19 protein-coding genes are annotated in these 21204 nt (G+C 38.7%); 3 read left to right on the forward strand and 16 right to left on the reverse strand.

Going from position 1 to position 21204, the window contains the following annotated elements; genetic code table 11:
* Positions 1–4 precede the first annotated feature (4 nt).
* From C8D73_RS04175 to C8D73_RS04185, 3 genes are read right to left on the reverse strand one after another with little or no spacing between them, the layout of a single operon-like run.
* The gene (locus C8D73_RS04175) at positions 5–895 is read right to left on the reverse strand and encodes a glycosyltransferase family A protein (RefSeq protein ID WP_113077412.1); all 891 of its coding nucleotides are present in this window, start codon (positions 893–895) and stop codon (positions 5–7) included.
* Complete coding sequence (locus C8D73_RS04180; RefSeq protein WP_021718072.1) at positions 882–1991, reverse strand: glycosyltransferase family 9 protein; 1110 nt, start codon at positions 1989–1991, stop codon at positions 882–884. The genes C8D73_RS04175 and C8D73_RS04180 overlap by 14 nt, the downstream gene beginning before the upstream one ends.
* 11 nt (positions 1992–2002) lie before the next feature.
* A complete protein-coding gene (locus tag C8D73_RS04185) occupies positions 2003–2944 on the reverse strand; it encodes a glycosyltransferase family 8 protein (protein ID WP_021718073.1) in 942 nt (313 codons plus the stop codon).
* Positions 2945–3093: 149 nt separating this feature from the next.
* On the opposite strand from C8D73_RS04185, the gene C8D73_RS04190 reads away from it, so the two are divergent.
* Positions 3094–4881, forward strand: coding sequence for a phosphoethanolamine transferase family protein (locus C8D73_RS04190; protein ID WP_113077413.1), 1788 nt, complete (start codon positions 3094–3096; stop codon positions 4879–4881).
* Positions 4882–4907: 26 nt separating this feature from the next.
* On the opposite strand, the gene C8D73_RS04195 is transcribed toward C8D73_RS04190, so the two are convergent.
* On the reverse strand, positions 4908–5660 hold the full coding sequence (locus C8D73_RS04195; RefSeq protein ID WP_113077414.1) for a glycosyltransferase family 2 protein: 753 nt from the start codon (positions 5658–5660) through the stop codon (positions 4908–4910).
* Positions 5661–5799: 139 nt separating this feature from the next.
* On the opposite strand from C8D73_RS04195, the gene C8D73_RS04200 reads away from it, so the two are divergent.
* Together C8D73_RS04200 and C8D73_RS04205 are read left to right on the forward strand one after the other, a co-directional pair.
* Positions 5800–6537 carry a polysaccharide deacetylase family protein gene (locus tag C8D73_RS04200; RefSeq protein WP_113077415.1) on the forward strand — a complete coding sequence of 246 codons (738 nt, stop codon included), beginning with the start codon at positions 5800–5802 and terminating at the stop codon, positions 6535–6537.
* A 9-nt stretch (positions 6538–6546) separates the two neighbouring features.
* Complete coding sequence (locus C8D73_RS04205; RefSeq protein ID WP_021718077.1) at positions 6547–7866, forward strand: nucleotide sugar dehydrogenase; 1320 nt, start codon at positions 6547–6549, stop codon at positions 7864–7866.
* Between the two features lie 37 nt (positions 7867–7903).
* Here C8D73_RS04205 and C8D73_RS04210 read toward each other — a convergent pair whose 3' ends face one another.
* The 12 genes from C8D73_RS04210 to C8D73_RS04265 all read right to left on the reverse strand — a co-directional run bounded on the left by C8D73_RS04210 (position 7904) and on the right by C8D73_RS04265 (position 21174).
* Positions 7904–8911 (reverse strand): glycosyltransferase family 8 protein, encoded by a 1008-nt coding sequence (locus C8D73_RS04210; RefSeq protein WP_021718078.1) that lies wholly within the window; start codon positions 8909–8911, stop codon positions 7904–7906.
* A 75-nt stretch (positions 8912–8986) separates the two neighbouring features.
* Positions 8987–10015, reverse strand: coding sequence for a glycosyltransferase family 9 protein (locus C8D73_RS04215; RefSeq protein ID WP_113077416.1), 1029 nt, complete (start codon positions 10013–10015; stop codon positions 8987–8989).
* Entirely contained in the window at positions 10015–11049 is a 1035-nt protein-coding gene (gene waaC / locus C8D73_RS04220) for a lipopolysaccharide heptosyltransferase I (protein WP_021718080.1), read from the reverse strand. The genes C8D73_RS04215 and waaC overlap by 1 nt, the downstream gene beginning before the upstream one ends.
* A gap of 22 nt (positions 11050–11071) precedes the next feature.
* The gene (gene gmhB, locus C8D73_RS04225; RefSeq protein ID WP_113077417.1) at positions 11072–11572 is read right to left on the reverse strand and encodes a D-glycero-beta-D-manno-heptose 1,7-bisphosphate 7-phosphatase; all 501 of its coding nucleotides are present in this window, start codon (positions 11570–11572) and stop codon (positions 11072–11074) included.
* Entirely contained in the window at positions 11562–12536 is a 975-nt protein-coding gene (gene rfaD, locus C8D73_RS04230) for an ADP-glyceromanno-heptose 6-epimerase (RefSeq protein ID WP_113077418.1), read from the reverse strand. The genes gmhB and rfaD overlap by 11 nt, the downstream gene beginning before the upstream one ends.
* The gene (gene rfaE1, locus C8D73_RS04235) at positions 12533–14026 is read right to left on the reverse strand and encodes a D-glycero-beta-D-manno-heptose-7-phosphate kinase (protein ID WP_044491803.1); all 1494 of its coding nucleotides are present in this window, start codon (positions 14024–14026) and stop codon (positions 12533–12535) included. The genes rfaD and rfaE1 overlap by 4 nt, the downstream gene beginning before the upstream one ends.
* Positions 14016–14576, reverse strand: coding sequence for a D-sedoheptulose 7-phosphate isomerase (gene gmhA / locus C8D73_RS04240; protein ID WP_021718084.1), 561 nt, complete (start codon positions 14574–14576; stop codon positions 14016–14018). Before gmhA ends, rfaE1 begins: the two co-directional genes overlap by 11 nt.
* A gap of 12 nt (positions 14577–14588) precedes the next feature.
* Positions 14589–16088 carry an LPS-assembly protein LptD gene (locus C8D73_RS04245; RefSeq protein ID WP_113077419.1) on the reverse strand — a complete coding sequence of 500 codons (1500 nt, stop codon included), beginning with the start codon at positions 16086–16088 and terminating at the stop codon, positions 14589–14591.
* A 122-nt stretch (positions 16089–16210) separates the two neighbouring features.
* Positions 16211–17242, reverse strand: coding sequence for a hypothetical protein (locus C8D73_RS04250; RefSeq protein WP_113077420.1), 1032 nt, complete (start codon positions 17240–17242; stop codon positions 16211–16213).
* A gap of 96 nt (positions 17243–17338) precedes the next feature.
* Entirely contained in the window at positions 17339–18244 is a 906-nt protein-coding gene (locus C8D73_RS04255; RefSeq protein WP_113077421.1) for a VirK/YbjX family protein, read from the reverse strand.
* 166 nt (positions 18245–18410) lie between these two features.
* Positions 18411–19649: an S-layer homology domain-containing protein gene (locus C8D73_RS04260; RefSeq protein ID WP_113077422.1), complete on the reverse strand. Its 1239-nt coding sequence runs from the start codon at positions 19647–19649 to the stop codon at positions 18411–18413.
* A gap of 334 nt (positions 19650–19983) precedes the next feature.
* A complete protein-coding gene (locus C8D73_RS04265; protein ID WP_113077423.1) occupies positions 19984–21174 on the reverse strand; it encodes an S-layer homology domain-containing protein in 1191 nt (396 codons plus the stop codon).
* Between the last annotated feature and the right edge of the window lie 30 nt (positions 21175–21204).

The raw sequence follows: 21204 nt of genomic DNA on the forward strand, positions 1-21204 counted from the left end.
ACTCCTATCTCACCGTCAAAATTAAAGGTGCTAAAACTGTACCAATATTCATGACAACTTTAAAAAAACGCGCTGCAATTTTCTCTTTATCAAATGTAAAGATTACCAAACATAGTCTCACTATTCGTAATGGTAACTGTAAAAAGTTTTTTAAATATTCAGAAATTCCAAATCTATGATATTGTGTAATTCCTTCATAAAAGTACCTTCTAGTAAACCATTTAACTGTCATACGTTCCTTAGCAATATAATGTTTCACCGGAGCAAATTCTGTAAACCCACACAAATGTACCTTCCCCATTACTTTACAAAAAAATTCATTATCCTCGCCAGATAAAAGAACATTTCCATTATATCCAAGAGTATAATCAAACAGTATCTTTTTTGATTTGACAATATCCATACGCAGCATAACATTACCACCAGCTGCCATTCTAACAGAATACACACCGATACCACGTACATTTAAATTAAAGGCATGAAAATCATATGGCATCCACGCAGGCGGCGTGATTTCAAAGCAAGGTATGTGTGGTCCTCCAACAACAGCAATACGTTCGTCAAGCTGAAAACAGTCCAGCATTCTTAAAATCCAATCTTCCTTGACTGTTTCATCGTCATCGAGCATTCCCAAATATTCTGTATCCTTGCCACATTTGTTCAGCAGGCAGTTCCTAGCATATGCCAGTCCTTGTTTTTCTTCAAAAACATATTTGACTTTTTCAAAACCCGAAACAATTTGGGCCGTTTGATCTGTAGAATTATTATCTACCACTATAATCTCAAAGTTCGGATAATCTAATTTTATTAAAGACTGCAGTAGTCTTCTTAAATCTTTACACCTGTTATATGTACAAACACCAATAACAACTTTAGGGCAATCAGTTTTTTTCATTTTTCATAGTCCCTTCATATGTTTGCCCCTGCAACTGCCTAACCATTATATCTACCTTTTCCATTATCATATCTACCGAAATATCATAGAGACATTTAAACCCGCATGTTTCACGCAAATTTTTATTGCATTCTCCAATGCACCCACAACTTCCACCAACTGTTAATGTTTTTTTGTGAAGTGGTTTAAACTGAACTAAAGGCGAATTAGTAAAAATAGTTACTGTAGGGCAACCAGCAGCTGCTGCAAAATGGCCCATACCATTATCTAAATTTATTAAAAAATCGACTTGTTGAAAAAGTGCGTTAAGTTGTACTAAATTAGTTTTTCCACATAAATCAAATGTTAGTACTGTTCCCCCTATCTCTTTTTTTATCTTATCTATTACAATTCGATCATTATTAATACCTGCAAAAATAATTACAATTTGATATTTTCTTGCCATATTATTAATTAAATCAATAAAAATCTGCGGTGGTATGTTTTTATTGCTATCAACAGTATTCACACTCATCACAATTTTTAATGCTGCTTCCGGTAATTCATTTAACTGTTTTTCTATATACGTTATACTTTCAAAGTCCGCTTTTTTGAAAGCAGGAACAAAAAAAGATCCATCAAATTCATTTAAGAACAGTCTGACTAAATACTGAAAATTCTCTGCCGCAGAATGTTTTTTTACATCATAGTCTTTTAATCTAAAATAATCCGAAAAAAAGAACCTTTCAGTACCTGCTTGCCATCCAAAAAGACTTTCCGACCCTACCCTTGTTGGTATTCCAGCCAACCACATCATTGCCGACAACCTTAATCTCGGATCTAATGATATAGAGAGATCAAAATTATATTTTTTTATTTCTTTGGCCATTCTGAAAACCGAAAAATAATCACCTTTACTTTTATACTTATATGGTATTACGTACTCAATATTATCTATATTTTTAAACAAATCAACCAATTCCGGTTTAACTAAATATGATATCCTGGCATCCGGATATTGCTGTTTCAGTAACGGAATAAGAGTAGTTGCATGTATTAAATCTCCTAAATGCATTACGGCATCAATCAAAATATTATTATACTTGGGCTTCATCATAAACACTCCTGTTATTTAACAAAAATTTTCAACCATAAATCTGCTATTTTCAGTCTTATAATCTGCCTGCAGATAGATTTCCCCTGCATATTTTTACTCGGCTGTGGCATATTTACTTCTGAAAAATCTGTATTTGATAAATACAAATAATATTTGTCATTAAAGCCGCTATATTTTGGAAATTCCCAAGGCTTATATCTACCGGCATAGTGAACAATTGCAGGCACTGCTTTTGCGCATACTGCAGCATTGCGAAATTTAGAATTGAGTAATATCTTGCTGAATAAATAGAATACAGGTGGAATAACATTCCACCTCAACGGTATTTCATACCAATTATTCATAAAAATTTTATTTAACGCATCCTGATCATGATGCGGTAGTTGTTCTTTTTGTGCAAAGTCCAAAACTTTTTGACCATAGCCATTTATGCGCCATTCTTCAACATTAATAATTAGAACTCCAGAGTTAAAGTATCTGTAACTATCTGTTATCCCTATCACAGCCTTTTTCTCTTTCCGCATTCTCGAGGATGTAATTATCCCGTAGTCAAGCACCGCACCCACTGGAAATTTACAAATATCAATTTTCCACAAATTAAAAATATCTTCACAAACCAGCAAATCCACGTCCAGATAGATAATCTTTTTTACATCTTCAGGTACCAAATCAGCAATCATCAGTCTGAAATACGCCGCTCGGCTTACATGTCCGCTTAAATAAATGTTTTTTAGCTTGTCATGTCCTATATCAATAAATTCTATTTTCGCATTAAATTTTTCTACTGTTTTTTTTATAAGTTTTATTTTTTTATCACTTATATCGTCACTTAAAACAAAAAAATGCAATTGATCTGCAAATTTTGTATTTTTCAGAATAGATACTGTAACAACTGCTACATGCTGTGCATAGTTATCATCAGAAGCTAATACGACATTTATATGTTTATCCATAATAATATCCTTGTCCAATCCAACAAACTTTCCATATTATATTGTTTCATTATACCATATATACTAGGATAATACAGCTATCATTTGCTTTACATCACCCTCTATTAACCTTATAATAAAATTATCATTAATATTTTACGGAGGTTAATATGTTTAAATATCTGTTATTGACAGCATTATTATATTTTATTTCATATTTATATTATGTAAAAGTATCTCATGGATTAGGTCATAAAGCAGAATTCCTCCAGCTAAGACGTTTCCTCCCCTGCGCACTTTTGGCTGTCGCACCTGCTGCAACAGCGCAAATCCAGTTAACTAATAGCTTATTACTTACGAGTATGGCAGTTGGTATATCCTGGATAATCACCTACCCTTTATTATATTGGAACACCTATCACAAAAATTCCACTGATTTCGGCTTCCATTTTGATACTGTTTTCGGATTATATATTATAGGCTGGCTCACAGCACTAAAAATTATTGTACTAAATTTCAACATTTTCCCAATTACTTTTTTGATTATACTAACAACAGTAGAATTTTTAATTTTGCTTATTCCAATTTCACAGTGGATTTTTTATTTTTTATATAAATCATGCATTGACGAAAACAGCATGATGATGCTACAGGAAACACACTACAACGAAATACTAGAATTTTTCAAATCGTTTTCCATACCTGTTAATTTATTAATTTTCGTTATTCCAACTTCAGTTTACGGTATTTTTATTTATTTAAACATAGATGCCTCCGTAAGTACGTCAATTTCTATAAATATTTACCAGCTTATAACACTGTTGGCAATCGTTGCTTTCCTCACAATCTATTTATGGAAAAAAGGTAAAGGCGTATTTGTACGCACAGGTATTGTTGAATTATATTTAGATGTCAAGGAATACTTTGAAACAACTAAATTATATACTCAAAACATGAAAGAGAGATTAAAAGATCTTCAGGTTACACCACAAAAACCAGTATTTGATAAACCTTCTACTATTTTGCTGATCATCGGTGAATCAGAATCGCGTGATTATATGAGCGCCTTCAGCGAATGTGAATATGATACCACACCCTGGTTAAAAGCCAAAAAAGAAGATCCACATTTTTTACTTTTTCCAAATAGCTACTCCTGCATCGCTCATACAGTTTCCTGTCTAGAACGCGCATTAACAGAATTTAATCAATATAATGACAAACAGTTTTATACATCTTGTTCTATTATTGATATTGCGCATAAGGCAGGTTATACAACATCCTGGTATAGTAACCAGGGTCATTTAGGCTGTGCCGATACTCCTGTAACATTAGTTGCCAACACTTCTCAGACTGCAAAATGGACCAAGCAAAATTTAAATCAGGTACAATATGATGAAGCGCTGCTGGAGTATCTTGAAGAAGTAAATCCACAAAAAAATAATTTCGTTGTTATTCATTTAAAAGGCAATCATTTTAATTTTATCAATCGTTATCCATCTCAATTCACAAAATGGGGTACTCCTGGCAAATATGACCTAATTTTAAATTATCTGAATTCCATCGCCTATACTGACTCTATTTTAGAAAAAATCTACAACTACGCTTCTGCGAAGCTTAATCTGCAAGCCATGCTTTATTTCTCTGACCACGGAACCCTGCCTGATAAAAGACGGTCGCCTAATTTTGACGGATTCGGCACTGTACGTATACCAATGTTTGCTTATTTTTCAGATGAATATATACAAAAGAATAAAGAAATTTATCAAACTTTATCAGATAATCAGAATAAATATTTTACCAATGATTTATCTTACGAATTGATGTGCAGTATTTTTAATATAAAATCTAATCATTTTGATGAAACAAACAGCTTAGCCTCACCAAAATATAAATTTACTCGTGAAATGTTAACTACCGATCTTGGGAAAATGTACATTAAAGATGACACTACAAAATAAATAATGGCGGACCATTTAGTCCGCCATTATTTATTTTTTTGCTGTAATTCATATAACTTCCAATATTTTAGCAGAGTGTAGAAAAAATGCTGTAAACTTGAATAAAGTCCTGCCCAACCATCTAAAAACCCCAATTGTAAAAAATAAGCTCGGATAAAGCCATAAATTCCATGAGTAAAAGCAGCACTTTTCCCTACGCGTTTTCCTTTACTGAAATTATCTTCAGCCCAGATAGAAGTATACTGACCAGCTTTATCAAGCCATTGCTGCCAGGAATCATAAGTATAATGCATAAGAATTCCAGAAAGCTTCTGTTTAGGCAATTTGCAAACTGGCCGCTCATGTACTTTATGTTCCCATTTTACTTCCAGTCTGGGAAAAAGTCTTATTACTTCATCCGGTGCAAAAATTCCATGATTATATCCAAAATCAAAAGCTTCAATTTTCCGCATAAAACTATATTGCTTGGCTTCGCATTTATCCACAGCATTTTTTACCGACTCAATCAGTTCAAATGACAGTCTTTCGTCAGCATCTATATATAAAATATAATCAGCATCAGTTTTATCTAAAACAAAATTGCGCTGAGCTGAAAAATCATTATCCCATTTACGGTAAAGAACCCTTGCGCCATGTAAATTAGCCAATCCAACAGTTGCATCATCACTTCCGGAATCAATAATAATTATTTCGTCGGTAATCTTACAGACATTTTCTATAACTGCAACTATATTTTTCTCTTCATTTTTTGTTAAAATGACCACAGCAATTTTTTTCATAAAAGCCTCCATGACATCTTTATTTTATTATAACATATAAACACACCAAGTATCCCTTGTAATCGTCGGAAGTTTATTCTATAATTATTATGAATTTATTTAATCAATCATCCGTATATTTGAAAGGACAATATAAATAATGGATTTCAGCTATTCCAGTTACGAAAAATTGATTTCTCTATTAAAACAATATAATTATTCTATCACTGATTATAATAACTACAAAAAATATGAAAAATCAGTAATTTTACGACATGATATAGATTTTTCAATCAAAGACAGTTATAAATTTTCTCTTTTTGAAGAATCTTTAGGTATTAAGTCAAATTATTTCGTTCTACTATCTACAGGTTTTTACAATCCTATGGAAAAACGTGTTCGAAAAATGCTTAGAGATATGCATAACCGAGGTTTTACTATTGGTCTGCATTTTGATACAACAGCTTATGATAATACTGATCTGAACAAACCTATCCAGTCTGAGAAGCATATATTAGAAGAAATTTTAGAAGCTCCGGTTAATTTGATTGCATTCCATCGACCAACACCAACAGCATTAGCAAACAATTTAAAATTTCCTGGACTGATAAACGTTTATTCAAAAGAATTTTTCCATGACTGTAAATACTGTTCTGATTCCAGATTTTTTTGGCGTGATAACCCATATGAGTTAATTACCAGCCAAAAATATGACCGCCTTCAGATTTTAACGCATGCGTTCTGTTGGGCTGAATCAGACAGATGTCCAGCTCATGTTTATAAATCTTTCATCTCGCAGGCAAGTTGGGAACGTTACAAATATTTAACTGAAAATATCAGAAATCCTGAAGAATTTATTTCAGAAGAAGAAGCCAGAAAACTTTGGCTTAACAAATAGGAGTCAATAATGCAGAACTTTAAAAATCTTATTGAAAAAAGAACCTCTCTTGCTGTAATAGGATTGGGTTATGTTGGTATGCCTTTGGCTATTGCATTTGCAGACCATATAAACGTAACCGGTTTTGATTTGAACAAAGAAAAAATTTCCTTATATAAATCCGGTATAGATCCAACCAACGAAGTAGGAAATGAAAAAATACAAAAAACTACTATAAATTTCACAACAGACGAACAGCAGTTGCAATATGCAAGCTTTCATATCATTGCTGTTCCAACGCCTATAAATCAGGATAAAACTCCCGATTTTGGTCCTATTATCGGAGCCAGCACTATTTTAGGCCGCAATCTTGCGCCTGGTTCTATCATCGTTTACGAATCAACTGTTTATCCGGGGGTTACAGAAGATATCTGTATTCCAATCTTGGAAAAAGAGTCTGGTTTAACGTGCGGTATTGATTTCAAAGTCGGATATTCTCCTGAAAGAATAAACCCTGGTGATAAAATCCATCGTTTAGAAAATATAAAAAAAATAGTATCCGGCATGGATCAGGAAACACTAAACGAAATAGCATCAGTTTATGAACTTATAATAAAAGCAGGAGTATATCGTGCTTCCAGCATTAAAGTTGCTGAAGCAGCCAAAGTTGCTGAAAACAGCCAGCGTGATATCAACATAGCTTTTATGAACGAATTGGCAATGGCTTTCGATAAAATGAAAATAGATACAAACGAAGTTGTTGATGCTATGAACACGAAATGGAATGCTCTCGGTTTCCGTCCAGGCTTAGTTGGTGGCCACTGTATTGGCGTAGATCCATATTATTTTGTTTATGAAGCGGAAAAACTTGGTTACCACAGTCAGATAATACTTTCTGGCCGACAAATAAATGACGGCATGGGCACTTTTATTGCAGATGCCATTATTAAACAGCTGGTACTGGCAGGTAAAAAAGTTATTGATGCAAAAGTAGCAATTTTGGGAATCACCTTTAAAGAAAATTGCCCTGACGTTCGAAACTCAAAAGTTATTGACATTGTCAAAAGGCTCAAAGAATATGGAATTTCCCCAGACATTACAGATCCCTGGGCAGATATCATAGAAGTAAAAAATGAATATAATATTGACCTAAAGCAGCTAAACGATATAAAAAATGTTGACTGTCTTGTTTTGGCTGTGGCACATGATGAATTTAAAATTATGAATTTACTTGATATGGATAATCTATTTAAGCCATTGCCAAATTCAGAAAAAGTTTTTATTGATCTAAAAAATATCTGTTCTCTATCTGAGCTTACATCTTCTGGTTATAATTTTTGGAGATTATAAAATAAAGCCGTAAACACAAGTGTTTACGGCTTTATTTTTATGATTTTATTTTCAGCCTGACTTTTAAAATAGCATACCATAAATAACATTTTAAAGCATTCTGCCAATTATGATGTTTTCTAAAAAATTTCCCGGCTTGTTTAAAATTGTGATAATTTTCCGGCTTTCGTTCTGGCAGTGGATCATCAACACTATCCCAAAAAGATATATCTAAATATCGTCTCCACATTTTATCATATTCTGTTAATGCTAAATTCCAAGGCTTTTCTCTGCCAAAAAAATGATAAATTATACATCTTTCAGGTACTTTGCTACCATCACACCCCAAATGATTAAATTTTTCGTCAATAAACTTTATATCACCATCCATAACCAGATTCAATACATCCTGATCATGGCACGTAAAGCTTTTGGGATCGCGTCCTTGATAACTGAATGCTTTTTCAGTTATGGAATTCTCTTCCCATTTTTCAGTATCAATCCATAGAACACCCGAATTAAAATATTTACCACTTTTGAGCCCTAAAAAATCACTTCTAGTCTTTACCGCCTCAGGCAAATCTGAAACAGCTGCTAATACTTTCCCTTCTAAATCTATTTTTTTAAATGCTTCCATACTGTTGATACATATCAAATCAGCATCAATATATAAAAAATATCTTGTTATTTTTTTCAATACCTTGGGCATGTATAGTCTAAAATAACTAACTTTTTTGAATCGTGGATGTTTAATATGAAAATTAGCAAATGGAGCCATATCCATTAAATAAACATAGCAACTTTGTTTATATTTAACGGTAGTTTTTTCTAAAGCTTCCAAATCTTTTTTACTTACAGCATCAGTAAAAATATGAAATGCAAATTTCATATTTGAGTTATTCTCTAATATAGATGTAATTGTGACTCCTGTAGGTCTGAAAAAATTAATATCTATATTAAAACAAATATGCATTACATCATTTTGATCTTCTATACATTGCAAGTTTTCAAAACTATATATTTTCTTTACAAATTCATTCTTTTCAAAATACTCCCGATCAAACATTAGCATCCCTCAATAGTCTCATATTTTCTAACATTTCGTAAAATCAACAACAATATATTTTACTACTGGTTGATTTTATTTTTCTAACATTTTCTCCGCTGCTGCCACAACCTGTTCTACCGTCATCCTGGACATACACTGCAAATCATCGCAGCTGTGTTTCATTCCGTCTGCACATCCCTGACAAGGCGGTTGTGCCGTAACTATTACAGCATCCTTTGTATAAGGACCATAAAGCTTCGGATTTGACGGTCCATACATAGCAACGATAGGCACCTTCTGGCTGATAGCCACATGCATAGGACCGCTGTCATTAGTAATAATCAAACAACAACGGCGCATTGCAGCGGCCAGCCCGCCAATAGCAAAATGTCCTGTTGCAATAATCGGCCGCGTTTGCATATAACCTGTTGCTTCCGCAACCATCTCTTCATCCATTGGCCCGCCAAAAAATACTGTTTTATACCCCTTGGCCGCAAAAATATCTGCAACCTCAGCAAAACGTTCCGGCGGCCAGCGTTTAGTCGGTACGGCGCTGCCAATATTAAAGCCAATCAGTTTATCCTGATCAGTAATATTTTGTTCCTGCCAGAAAAGCTCTGCTTCTAAAAAATGTTCTTCCCCCGGAAAAATTTCCAGACCGTTATTACTCAGATCCTGCACACCTAACTGCTGCAATACATCAAGATACATATCAGCAGCATGCATAGACCTATCCAACGGCGTAAAAACATCCCAAAACCACTTAAATATTTTATGCGTCGTACCTGTACGCAGTTTAACACTTGTCATCGCATCAATAAAAGAACAGCGCTCGTTAGGATGCAAATTAATGAGCACATCAAAATCAAGTTTGCTTAAATGCCTGGAACAGGCCCATAGAGACAAAATACTGTTGTCACGTCCTTTTTTATCTATCGTGACAACTTCATCAAGGTACGGATTAAAAAGCACCACATCTTTTAGTTTTTCATCTACCAGCATAGTAATATGTGCATCAGGTGCAGCTTTACGCAGAGCATGGATAAAAGGCGTCGTTAAAGTCAAATCACCCAAGTGCATTAAAAACGTTACCAGTATCTTCTTGCCATTGAGTTCAACCATTACAGCCTCCTGCTTTTCTCGATATAAACCGCATATACCATCTCAGGTGTGATGTCATACATACAATGCCAGTCGTCACATTCTTTTTTTAAACAACCGGCACATGCAGCCGTACTCAAAATAACCGTCGCGTCATCAGAGCCATACGGGCCGGTCCGATCAGCTTTAGTCGGTCCATACATAGCAATCAAAGGTTTCTTCAACGCTGCTGCAAAATGCAGCGGCCCTGTATCCGCGCTGATAAAAAGCTTACAGCCTTTAATAAGCGCTGCTAATTCGCGCAGACTGGTCTGTCCGATCAAATTTATAAGCTGCATAGGTTTTCCAGCCAACTCCGTAATTTTTTCTCCTTTAGCAGTATCATCAGGTCCACCTGCCAAAACAACACTGCAGCCATCAGCAATGATCATTTTGATCAAACTGGCATAATGCTCTGCCGGCCACTCTTTTGTTTTCCACCTTGCCCCGGGAACAACAACTATATATTCACCCTGCAGCTCATTTTTCTGTAATTTTTCCTGCACAGAAACAGTCTCTTTGGACAAATCAGGCAACGGGAAAACAATTTGCTCTGCCGAAGCGCCTAAATAACGTGCCACATCAAGATAACGCTCAATAACATGGTCATTACTGTGACTGCCGCAAATCGCTTTACTGACCAACCCGCTGCCTTCACGCATTTCACAATATCCAATGCGATCAGAACAGCCGCTGATAGCTGCAAGCACCGCACTTTTAAACAACCCCTGCATATCTATTACCAGATCAAATTTTTTAGAATGCAATAATCGGCGCATTTCCTGGAAATACGCCAATTTAGCCAGTAAATTCATTTTATTGAACTTTACCTTATCAAAATAAATTATCTCATCAATAACAGGCGGATCAGGTACAAAACCGGCAAACTGCGGATGCACCAGCCATGTTATTTTCGCTTTGGGAAAACGCTGCCGCAAAGCTGCCGCAAAAGGCAGCGTGTGCAAAATATCACCCAATGAACTCATTTTGATCAGTAAAATATTTTTATATTCCATGTATGCCTCTAATAACACTTATTTAAGGAATTATCAGCTTGATAAAGTCCAATAAATTTCCCTTTTCAAACAAATACCCTTTGATCCCGGCGGCCTCTGCCGCTTCTACATCACGTCTCTTATCACCAATCAGAAAAGATTTATCATGATCGATATCATATTCTGCCATAGCCTGTAAAATAAGTCCCGGTTTTGGTTTGCGGCACTCGCAGTCAACAGCATACTCAGCAACGCTGCCAGATGGTAGATGCGGACAATAATAAAACTTTTCTATCTTCCCGCCGCTGTTAAAAACAATATCTGACATATACTGATGTAGTTTTTCCATTTCAGCGACCGTATAATAACCTCGTGCTATCCCGCTTTGATTAGTCACGACAAAAACAAGGTACCCGGACTGTGTTAAATAGGTTATTGCCTCCAGCGCGCCTTCTATCCACTCCAGTTCATCGATCTTATATAAATAAGCTTTATCGATATTCAGCACACCGTCGCGGTCAAAAAAGACTGCCTTATGCGCCATGAGTATAATAACCGCCGCTCTTGTCCAGGATAGCGCAGTATTCAGCAACAGCTTCATTCACGTCAGTAAAACCTCCGTCATACCCTGCCGCCAAAAGATTCGTCGCATCTGCCTGAGTATAGCTCTGATATTTACCCTTTAATACTTCTGGGAACGGCACATATTCCAATTCGCCGCTGCCAAAATGTTTCAGTACACCTTTGGCCAAAGTATTAAAAGTATGGGCATGCCCTGTTCCGCAGTTAAAGACCCCGCTGATTTCAGGATGATCCCAGAAGAAGAAATTAACTTTAACAACGTCTTTTACATAAATAAAATCTCTTGTCTGTTCACCGGCACCATAATCTCCGTAAGCATCAAATAATTTAACCTTTTTCTCTGCCAGCCATTGATTATACATCTGGAAAACCATAGATGCCATTTTACCCTTATGATTTTCCTGCGGACCATAAACATTGAAATAGCGCAGGCCGACTAACTGACTGTTGGTCTTGCCAAAATAACGACGGGCATAATTATCAAAAAACAATTTGGAAAACGCATAAACATTTAAAGCTTCCTCACAGGCAGGCTCTTCACGAAATCCGTTTGTACCGCTGCCGTAAGTGGAAGCCGACGACGCATAAATCATTTGTATCTTACGGTCAACTGCAAAATGCATCAGATTTTTCGTATATTCAAAGTTATTCTGCATCATATATTTGCCATTATATTCCATCGTATCAGAGCAGGCGCCTTCGTGGAAAATAACATCAACATTCTCATGAGCAAATTTACCAGCCTTTAAGGCCTCAGAAAAATCCACTTTATCCATATAATCCATGACCTTCAGTCCCTGGATGTTTTTAAATTTGACCATATTAGTCAGATTATCCACAACTAAAATATCATCGCGTCCGCGATCATTTAAGCCTTTAACGATATTACTGCCGATAAAACCTGCACCGCCGGTTACAATAATCATAGTTTTCCCTCCTTCACAAATTGAGCTATCTGCTCCACAATACCAGTCGTCGAATAGCCATCTTCAAAATCAATGATCCTGACTTCGCCTGCATATTCCCTTCCGGCAACTTCCTCAGGTTTATAATCACCGCCCTTGACTAAAATATCAGGACGTATTTTTTCAATCAATTCCGTTGGTGTGTCCTGTTCAAACAATACCACTGCGTCAACACAAGCCAGTGCCGCTAAAACGCGTGCACGGTCAAGCTCATGTACTAAAGGTCTGACATCACCTTTCAGTTTCCGTACCGAAGTATCAGAATTCAACCCAACGACTAAATGCCTGCCGAGCCTGGCCGCTTTTTCCAAATAGCTGACATGCCCTACATGCAGAATGTCAAAACACCCATTAGTAAAAACTATTTTTTCCCCGCAGGATCTCCAGGTTTTAGCCAAAGATTCTATCTCGGACCAGCTCAAAGTTCTATAACCGCGGCCCTGTTTACGCTCTTCCGTCAGCAGATCCTTTAACAGTTCCTCCCGATGCACAGGATACGTACCAACTTTTGCTACAACTATACCTGCAGCACGATTAGCCATAAATACTGCATCCTGTAAGGCAAGCTTCCCGGCAGCACCTGCCAAAAGCGTTGCCGCTACGGTGTCACCGGCACCTGAAACATCGAATACCTCTTGTGCCGTAGCCGGGTCATTAATCACCAGTCCATCCAAACCGGCTAAAGTCATCCCCCGTTCACTTCGGGTGACCACAACATTTTTAATCGCATATTTTTCCCGGGCATTTTGGGCCAGACGCAGAACATCTTCATCCTCATTAGGAACGAGTTCTCCAGCCGCCTCGCACATCTCCTTTAAATTTGGAGTAATGAAATCACAGCCCCGATATTTATTCCAGTCAGCCCCCTTCGGGTCAATAAGCACCGGCACATGATACTGATGCGCAGCCGCGATCACCCACTGCACAAAATTATCCGAGCAGACACCTTTGGCATAATCAGAAACAATCACACCGTCCAATCCAGCTTCCAGTAAATTCTGGAGCCATAATGATAAGGCCTCTGTTTCTTCCGGAAACAAATCTCCTGTTTCTTCAAAATCCAGGCGCAGCATCTGCTGCTGCGCTCCCAAGATACGCATCTTCGTGATCGTTTCACGCTGCTGCGACTTGATCAAACCACTGTAATCGATACCTTTTTCGGCCATCATAGCTTCCAGTACTTCTCTGTTGTTATCGGCCCCGGTAACGCCACCCATAAAAACCCTGCATTCTAAATGTGCCAGGTTTGCAGCTACATTTGCGGCACCGCCCAAAACAGACTTTATGCGTTTGACCTTATTAACAGGCACAGGAGCCTCCGGAGAAATACGCTTGACCTCTCCATAAAAATAACGGTCGAGCATAACGTCCCCAATCACAGCAATTTTTAAATTTTGGATATGTTCAGCTAAAAAAGCAGTACATGACAAATTCGTCACTTTATTCACCATCCACCAATTCGCACAGAATATGGCCAATCAAAATATGTATTTCCTGCGCCCGAGCCGTAACCGGGCAGGGAACAGCCATGCAGATATCACAGACCTCTGCCATCTTGCCACCCCCCTGAGCCGTCATTCCGATGCACTGTATCCCTTTAGTTTTGGCAACATCAATAGCTGCCAATACATTTTTACTGTTACCCGAAGTTGATAATCCGACCAAGACATCACCGGCACTTCCTAATGCCTGCACCTGCCTTGCAAAAACAGTATCGTAACCATAGTCGTTAGCTACCGCGGTCAAAATAGAAGTATCTACGGTCAAAGCTATAGCCGGCAGACCGTTGCGCTCCTTTTGAAAGCGTCCTACGAATTCAGCCGCCAAATGCTGACTGTCGGCAGCACTGCCGCCGTTGCCGCAAAACAAAACCTTCTTGCCGTTTTGCAAGGCACGTCGAATAATTTCCGCACTTTCTGCAACCTGCTCTAAAATTCTGCTTTCTGCAACCTGCTGTGCCAAAGTAATATGTTCAGCAAAACGCTGTTTAATGATTTCCATAGTTCACCTGCTTCACCAATTAAGTAAATTATAACGTACCCTAAAGGTATTATTTTTATTAGACTCATGATTCTGCTCATATTCAAATTCAATCGCCCAGCAGCAGAACCGGTGCGTCCATCTGTAATTTGTTTCATAATTACTGTGTTTGCCCAAATCATAACGGTTGACAATCGTAAAAGTGTTTTTATCATCCAGTTTAAAGCTCAGTCCGTTGCGCAACTCCCTGCCCATGTCAGGCTGTCCATAATCATAAAGATTACTGGTAATATCTTCACGATAATAACCGACCCAGGTATCCCATTTCGGAGCCAGTTTTTGCCCTAATGTCGCATAATACATCATTGTAGATTTTGTTTCATCTGTATAGCTTTCTGTTACCCACTTTTTACCTACAGTCAGATCAAGGAAGGTATTTTTACTGTTGAACAGATAAATACGGTCATGATTCAAGTAAGCAGCATACTCTGTATGCCAGCTTTTGATACTGCTCTTTTCGTTACGCCATAAACCATGAGTAATATACGCACTGTATGTCAACGGCAAATTATCGATCAAACGATGGTTTTTATAATATAAGCCGATATCTCTTTCTTTGCGGATCCATTCGTCATCTTCTTCATCCCAGCCGTCCTGAAACTTTATATTAAAGTTACGCTCATCGTGATTGATGCCGTACATGGGCTTATAACCGGCCTTAGAATAATAAGCCAGATCGGCATAAAAATCTGTTTTCGGGCCTAAATTATAATCGACCTGCAGCTTAGCATACATTCCGTTATCGCTGCCGTCATACCCGATACGCGGCATGATTCTATTTTCACTCTCACCATCTAATCTATTGACCCATAAATCACGCGAGTAGATATGCTTGCCTTTGGCATAAACCTTAACATCTCTGGCGACCATTTTTTCTTTGGGATAAATCTCAAAAGTTTTTGCCGTTATCAGCAGACAAGGATCATGCTCCACCGCAGGACAGCGTGTTGTCTGTCCACCCTCGTCCACAACTATTTTATCCGGATAAATCGTTGCATGAGGTGCTTTAAAATAGTCTTTGGCACCTTTGCCGTCAATTTGCTTGATCTCACCGGTCTTAGAATTAAAATTATAATGGACCCATTCCCCATTCATGGTAGTATCCGGCTCCTGCAGTGTTCCGCCCTGCTTGAGCCAGACATCCCCGGTCTTCATATTGCCTTCAGCCCTGGTAGTCAGAATAGTTTCATCCCCCTGCACTATCTTGACATTACCTTCAGCAAAAAAGTCTCCGCTGCCCTGGTCATATGTAGCACTGTCACTCCATAAGGTTATCGGCATCGGCTCAGCAGACTCCGCCTGTTTCTTCTTCTTGCTCTTATCTTTAATTACACCAGCTTCCCGCTCCTGCTTCTGTTCCTGAAAATCAGGCGCAGCATAACGCGAATCACCGGTAACATAGTCGTCGGCAAAAGCTGCCTGTGATACTGCTAAACTCATTAAGCAAGCAGTTGCTAAGACTTTCTTCTTCATGCTTTCTCTCCTCAGTCAAATTTATCATTTATAAAAAAGCATACAAATATCCACTACATATTATATCACAATTTTAAATAAAAAACCCGCCACTAAGGCGGGTTTTACTGATAATTCAAATTTTATTTTCCCTGATAAACCATACCCTGGATAGTAGTATCTTCCATAGTCTGTACATAAGTAGTAGAACCAACGGGAATGACAACTGCTTTACCGGTAACAAAGGCACCGCCTAAAGCACCGATAGGCCCTAAAACGATCATGCCGCCGATTGCCGCGCCTGCTGCACCGGCTGCAGTCTTAGCCTCCTGTTTAGCCAAATCGCCGATATAGACCGGAACCTTAGTTCCGTCAAGAGCATAAACATGAGTAAAATCTACGTCAATACGGGCATCACGGCCAAAGCTGCGCGGCTGTACAACCTTTTTGATAGTACCTTCTCCTAAAGCACCTTTAGGAAGTACCAGCACATCATTCACATAAACATTGTCAGCAATTTTAAAATGCACAGGTTCACCTGCTTTGTCTTCTCTGCTGCTCAGTTCCTCAGTAAATTCTACTTTAATCACAGAATCCTTCGGCAAAGTAACGCTTTCAACAGAAATCACACCATCGGTAAAAGCGATATTCGCCAAAGCTTCCAATCTGGAAGAAAGAGAGCCTTCATCAATTTTGCCGTTAAGCATCATTTCTACTGCCTCGATACGGGTCTTGGCAGGACCACCGGACATACTTTCATTAAACTGCCATTCAATAGCGTTGAGTTTAGTTAAAAACCCGGCTTCATTACTGGCAGGGCTGCCTTTAAGATAATCATACAGGTTATCAATACGATCTAAAATAGCGTCGCTGGTAACAGTACCATAAACATCATCTTCCAAACTATCCATACGGCCGACCAATGCGCCTGCCTGCTCAGTACCATAAACATCATCTTCCAAACTATCCATACGGCCGACCAATGCGCCTGCCTGCTCAGTACCATATAACATCTTTTCCATCGCGGAAATTTTATCAGTAGCAGACATTTGTGTCACTGCTGACGCAGCCGGCACAGCACCGCCCAAATCATCAGCATTCATGGCAAAACCAGGCGCAACTGATGTTACACAGAAAACCAAAGTCAAAAGCAAAGTAAGGAGTCGTCTTTTCATTACAATACCTCCGTTATTTATTATTTTTATGAAGCTATTATACCATATAAAGTGCGTAAAAAAAATAGGCGACCACAAGATAATGTGGTCACGCCTTTATTTTTTATAATTATTTAACACTTCTGTCACAGATTCAGTTATTTCATCCATTTTCGCAAACCTTCTTCTATGCTGAGCACGCTTAGACGGCTTCAGCTCTTCCATAGACTTGCGGTATTCTTCTATCGGCATTTCAAAAAAACGCTGATCTTTACATGCCTGCCCTTCGCATTCCTGCCAGAAATCATCCAGCGAGGTTTTTAATTTACGGTCAATGCGCACATGGTTCATTGCATAATATCCGGCATTAGAAACCGCATATAAATGCTTACAGCCCAATCCTGCCGCTACATTCCTGATACCATAGAAAATCAGATTTTTAGTACGGTAACCAAAAAAAGCTTTGGTCAGACCTTTTATGATCTCACTGCCGTTAGGCGTTCCCTGTAACGCGCCTATCCACAGCGACATTTCATTATCTTCCGGTGACGGCGCCAGCCAAAACATAATTTGGTACAGCTCGTCTGCACCCAACGAAAGCACCAGCGAAAGGCACCCTTCCTTACGCTGTCCTCCATGAAACCACAGCTCCATTACCAACGGCTGCTCTTCATATGTATCTTCCCACAACCTGATACGTTCGCCATTAACATATAATTTTGCTATAGCTTCATCGTTAAATATATTTTCCATATATTCAATATGATTCTTTACAATGGCAATACGCTCATCCCAGGTAGAACCCTTATAAAAAAACGCACGGGTAGTTTGTTCCACAAAGGAAGTTGTATGTTTGAGCATCTCTCTACGCAAAGGAGTCGTTTGAAAAAAATCCAATAAAGCTCCAATCTGACTTTTATGTAAACCACATCTTATTCTAAAAACAATATATCTTTTTCTTTCTTTAAGCTTTTTTACATTGTATAGATCATGCCCAATATATTTTAAAAATTTTTTATCCATTACTACCTCTCCAGTTATATCGTTGAACATATTATATCACAGTTTTCAGTAAATCAGAAAAAGCATTCTGCAATATTTCTATTACAATGCCATTATCAAATTACTATTATTACAATCAATCATAAAAAAACGACCGCCAAAGCGGTCGTTTTTAGAGCTCTTAAATTTAGAAAGTAAAGGTCACGTCAGTCCACAGCCTTTTATCTTTCAAGCTGCTGCCTTCACTGGTAACAGTTTTGGCTTTGGTATCATAATAGGCCAAAGTAGCAACGATGTTTTTAGCAACAGCGTAGTTTGCGCCTACTGCATAACCTTTAAAGCCTGTATTCCAGAAAGTATTGGCATCGGTAGTATGTTCCCAATAAGTGCCTTCGCCCTGATCATAGTAACGGGCAAAAATACCATAAGACCCGGCATCAGATGCCTGAGCGCCTTTATAATTCAAACCAACGGTCCAGCCATCGTCGTCAGAATTTCTTTCACCGTCCCAGTTAGAATTGAGGTACATACCAGAAAGTGTCAGATCATTATTAAAGTTATATGCTGCACCAACATGCCAGATCCCGTCATCTTTACCAGAATCTCTGCCCATAACATCCTGGAATTTCACATAACCGGCAGCCAGGTTCAGCGAATCGCCAAGATTACCGGAAACCTCACCGCCGTAATATCTGTTAGCGATTGTTTTAGTTGCAATAACATTATTGACATAGAAATCAGTATCGTCGGAAGCCTTACCCATATAAGCTTTAACTTTAATACGGTCGCCATAGGTAGCAACCAGGCCGTCAGCCTGGGCATCCATAATATTGCCGTCTGCCAGGAAGGCATCGATACGGCCTGCCTGCAAGCCAACGCCACCAACGCGGCCATTGACATAAGCACGTTTAAAATCTGTGCCCTCATCACCCTGATCATTGCTGAAGTCCTGAATATTCTGGATCATAGCCGTGTAAGTCCAGTCATCATTGATCTGACCATTCAGCCACAAACGGCTACGCAAGTCAGAATCATATTTGCTGCCCTGATTAGCTTTTGCTTTTTGGTCAACATAGCGGGCACGAATTTCACCGGTAATCTTTACATTATCTGATTTCTTTTCAAGACCGGCAACACGCACGCCTAAAGAATCAAGCTCATCGGCAAATTCAGCTGCCAGACGATCTACATTAGCGCCTTTAGCCATAGCTTTGGCTACGATCTGTGCCATTTCATAACGGGTCATCAAACGATCGCCGCCAAAACTTCCATTAGGATAACCGTCAATAATACCTTCTGCCACCAGTTTATTGACAGCGTCATAAGCCCAGCTGTTTGCCGGCACATCAGAAAACGGATTAGCTGCGTAAGCCGAAGCAGTTACGCCTAAAGCCATCGCCATACCTAAAACTACAGATTTGTTCATTTTCTATTCCTCCTCAGGAAAGATATTTTCTGCAGTCCGTAAATTCCAAACAGAAATCAACAACATTTCGGACAAGTCACCTTGTTACCTCTTCCGTCTGCTGCCGCCTGCTCCTGAAATCTATCGGCTACGTCACCTATCTTAACCCCCGTCAACCCCAGGTGCAAATTAGCTTAATTGCAAAAAAGTTTAACTTTAAACAAGTTAATGGAATAAAAAAATTTAAGAAAGCTTTATTGAAACAAATTCAGGCAGCAGATCATCTTCAACCAATCTCAGCATAAAATAAAAGAAAGCGGACGCATACGCGTCCGCTTAAGTCTCTAAGTTAATCTTAGAAAGTAACGATCAATTGAGACCACAAGGTTTTCATTTTGTCGTCAGAATAGGTTTGTTTCAGATCATAGTATTCGATACCGGCGATCATGTTTTTAGCAACAGTATAGTAACCAGCTACGCTGTAACCTTTGAAGCCTTCGCCGGAATAGGTCGGGCCATATTCACCATTCATGGTGTGTTGGATAGCAGTGCCTGCAGCCTGTTGATAGTATTTAGCAACTAAGCCCACAGAACCCGGTTTGGAAGCTTTAGCGCCGCCCAAAGTACCGGTAACTACAAAGCCGTCTTTATCGCCGTCAAGATCTTCAACATCAGATCTCAAGTACATAACGCCCAAAGACGCTTTATCGCTGAAGTTATAAGTTGCGCCAACGTTCCAGATGCTGTCGTCGTCGCTGGTGATAGGAGTAGCATCACCTTCAAATTTAGTCCAGCCGGCTTCTGCATTTAAAGCGCCGATTTTACCATTAACGCGTGCGCCATAAATTTTATCGAAGCCCCAGTTTTTGAAAGAGTTGGTCGGTTTGCCATAGAAGGCTTCCAATTTCACTTCTTTACCGAAAGTCAGGTTTACACCATCATAACGGGTATCATAGATATTACCGTCTGCAAGGTTCAGGTTCTGACGACCTGCAGAAACGCCTACAGCACCGATTTTACCTACAACGTAAGCACGTTGGAATTCAGTGCCTTCATTGCCGATATCATCTGCTAAATTCTCGTCATTTTGCAGCATACCAACATATTTCCAATCGTCATTGATTTGACCGTTGATGGAAATACGGGAACGCAGTTTGGAACGATAACCGTCGATATCGCCGGAATAATCAGTGTAGTCATAACGTACCTGACCAGTGATTCTAACGTTATCAGATTTTTTCTCCAAAGCTGCAACGCGTACGCCAAGGCTGTCCAGCTCGTCAGCAAATTCAGCTGCCAAACGGTCTACGTTAGCGCCTTTTGCCATTGCTTTTGCAACGATTTGAGCCATTTCGTAACGGGTCATCAGGCGATCGCCACCAAAAGTGCCGTTGCCATAACCGTCAACGATACCAGCTGAAGCCAGTTTGTTTACGGAGTCATACGCCCAATGGCCTGCCGGCACATCGGAGAAGGGGTTTGCAGCATAGGCAGAAGCAGTTACGCCCAATGCCATTGCCATTGCAAGTACTAAAGATTTTTTCATGTTTCTTTCCTCCTCGGAAATTTATTAAAG

The sequence above is a fragment of the Phascolarctobacterium faecium DSM 14760 genome, assembly GCF_003269275.1.
GTDB classification, from domain to species: Bacteria; Bacillota; Negativicutes; order Acidaminococcales; family Acidaminococcaceae; genus Phascolarctobacterium; species Phascolarctobacterium faecium.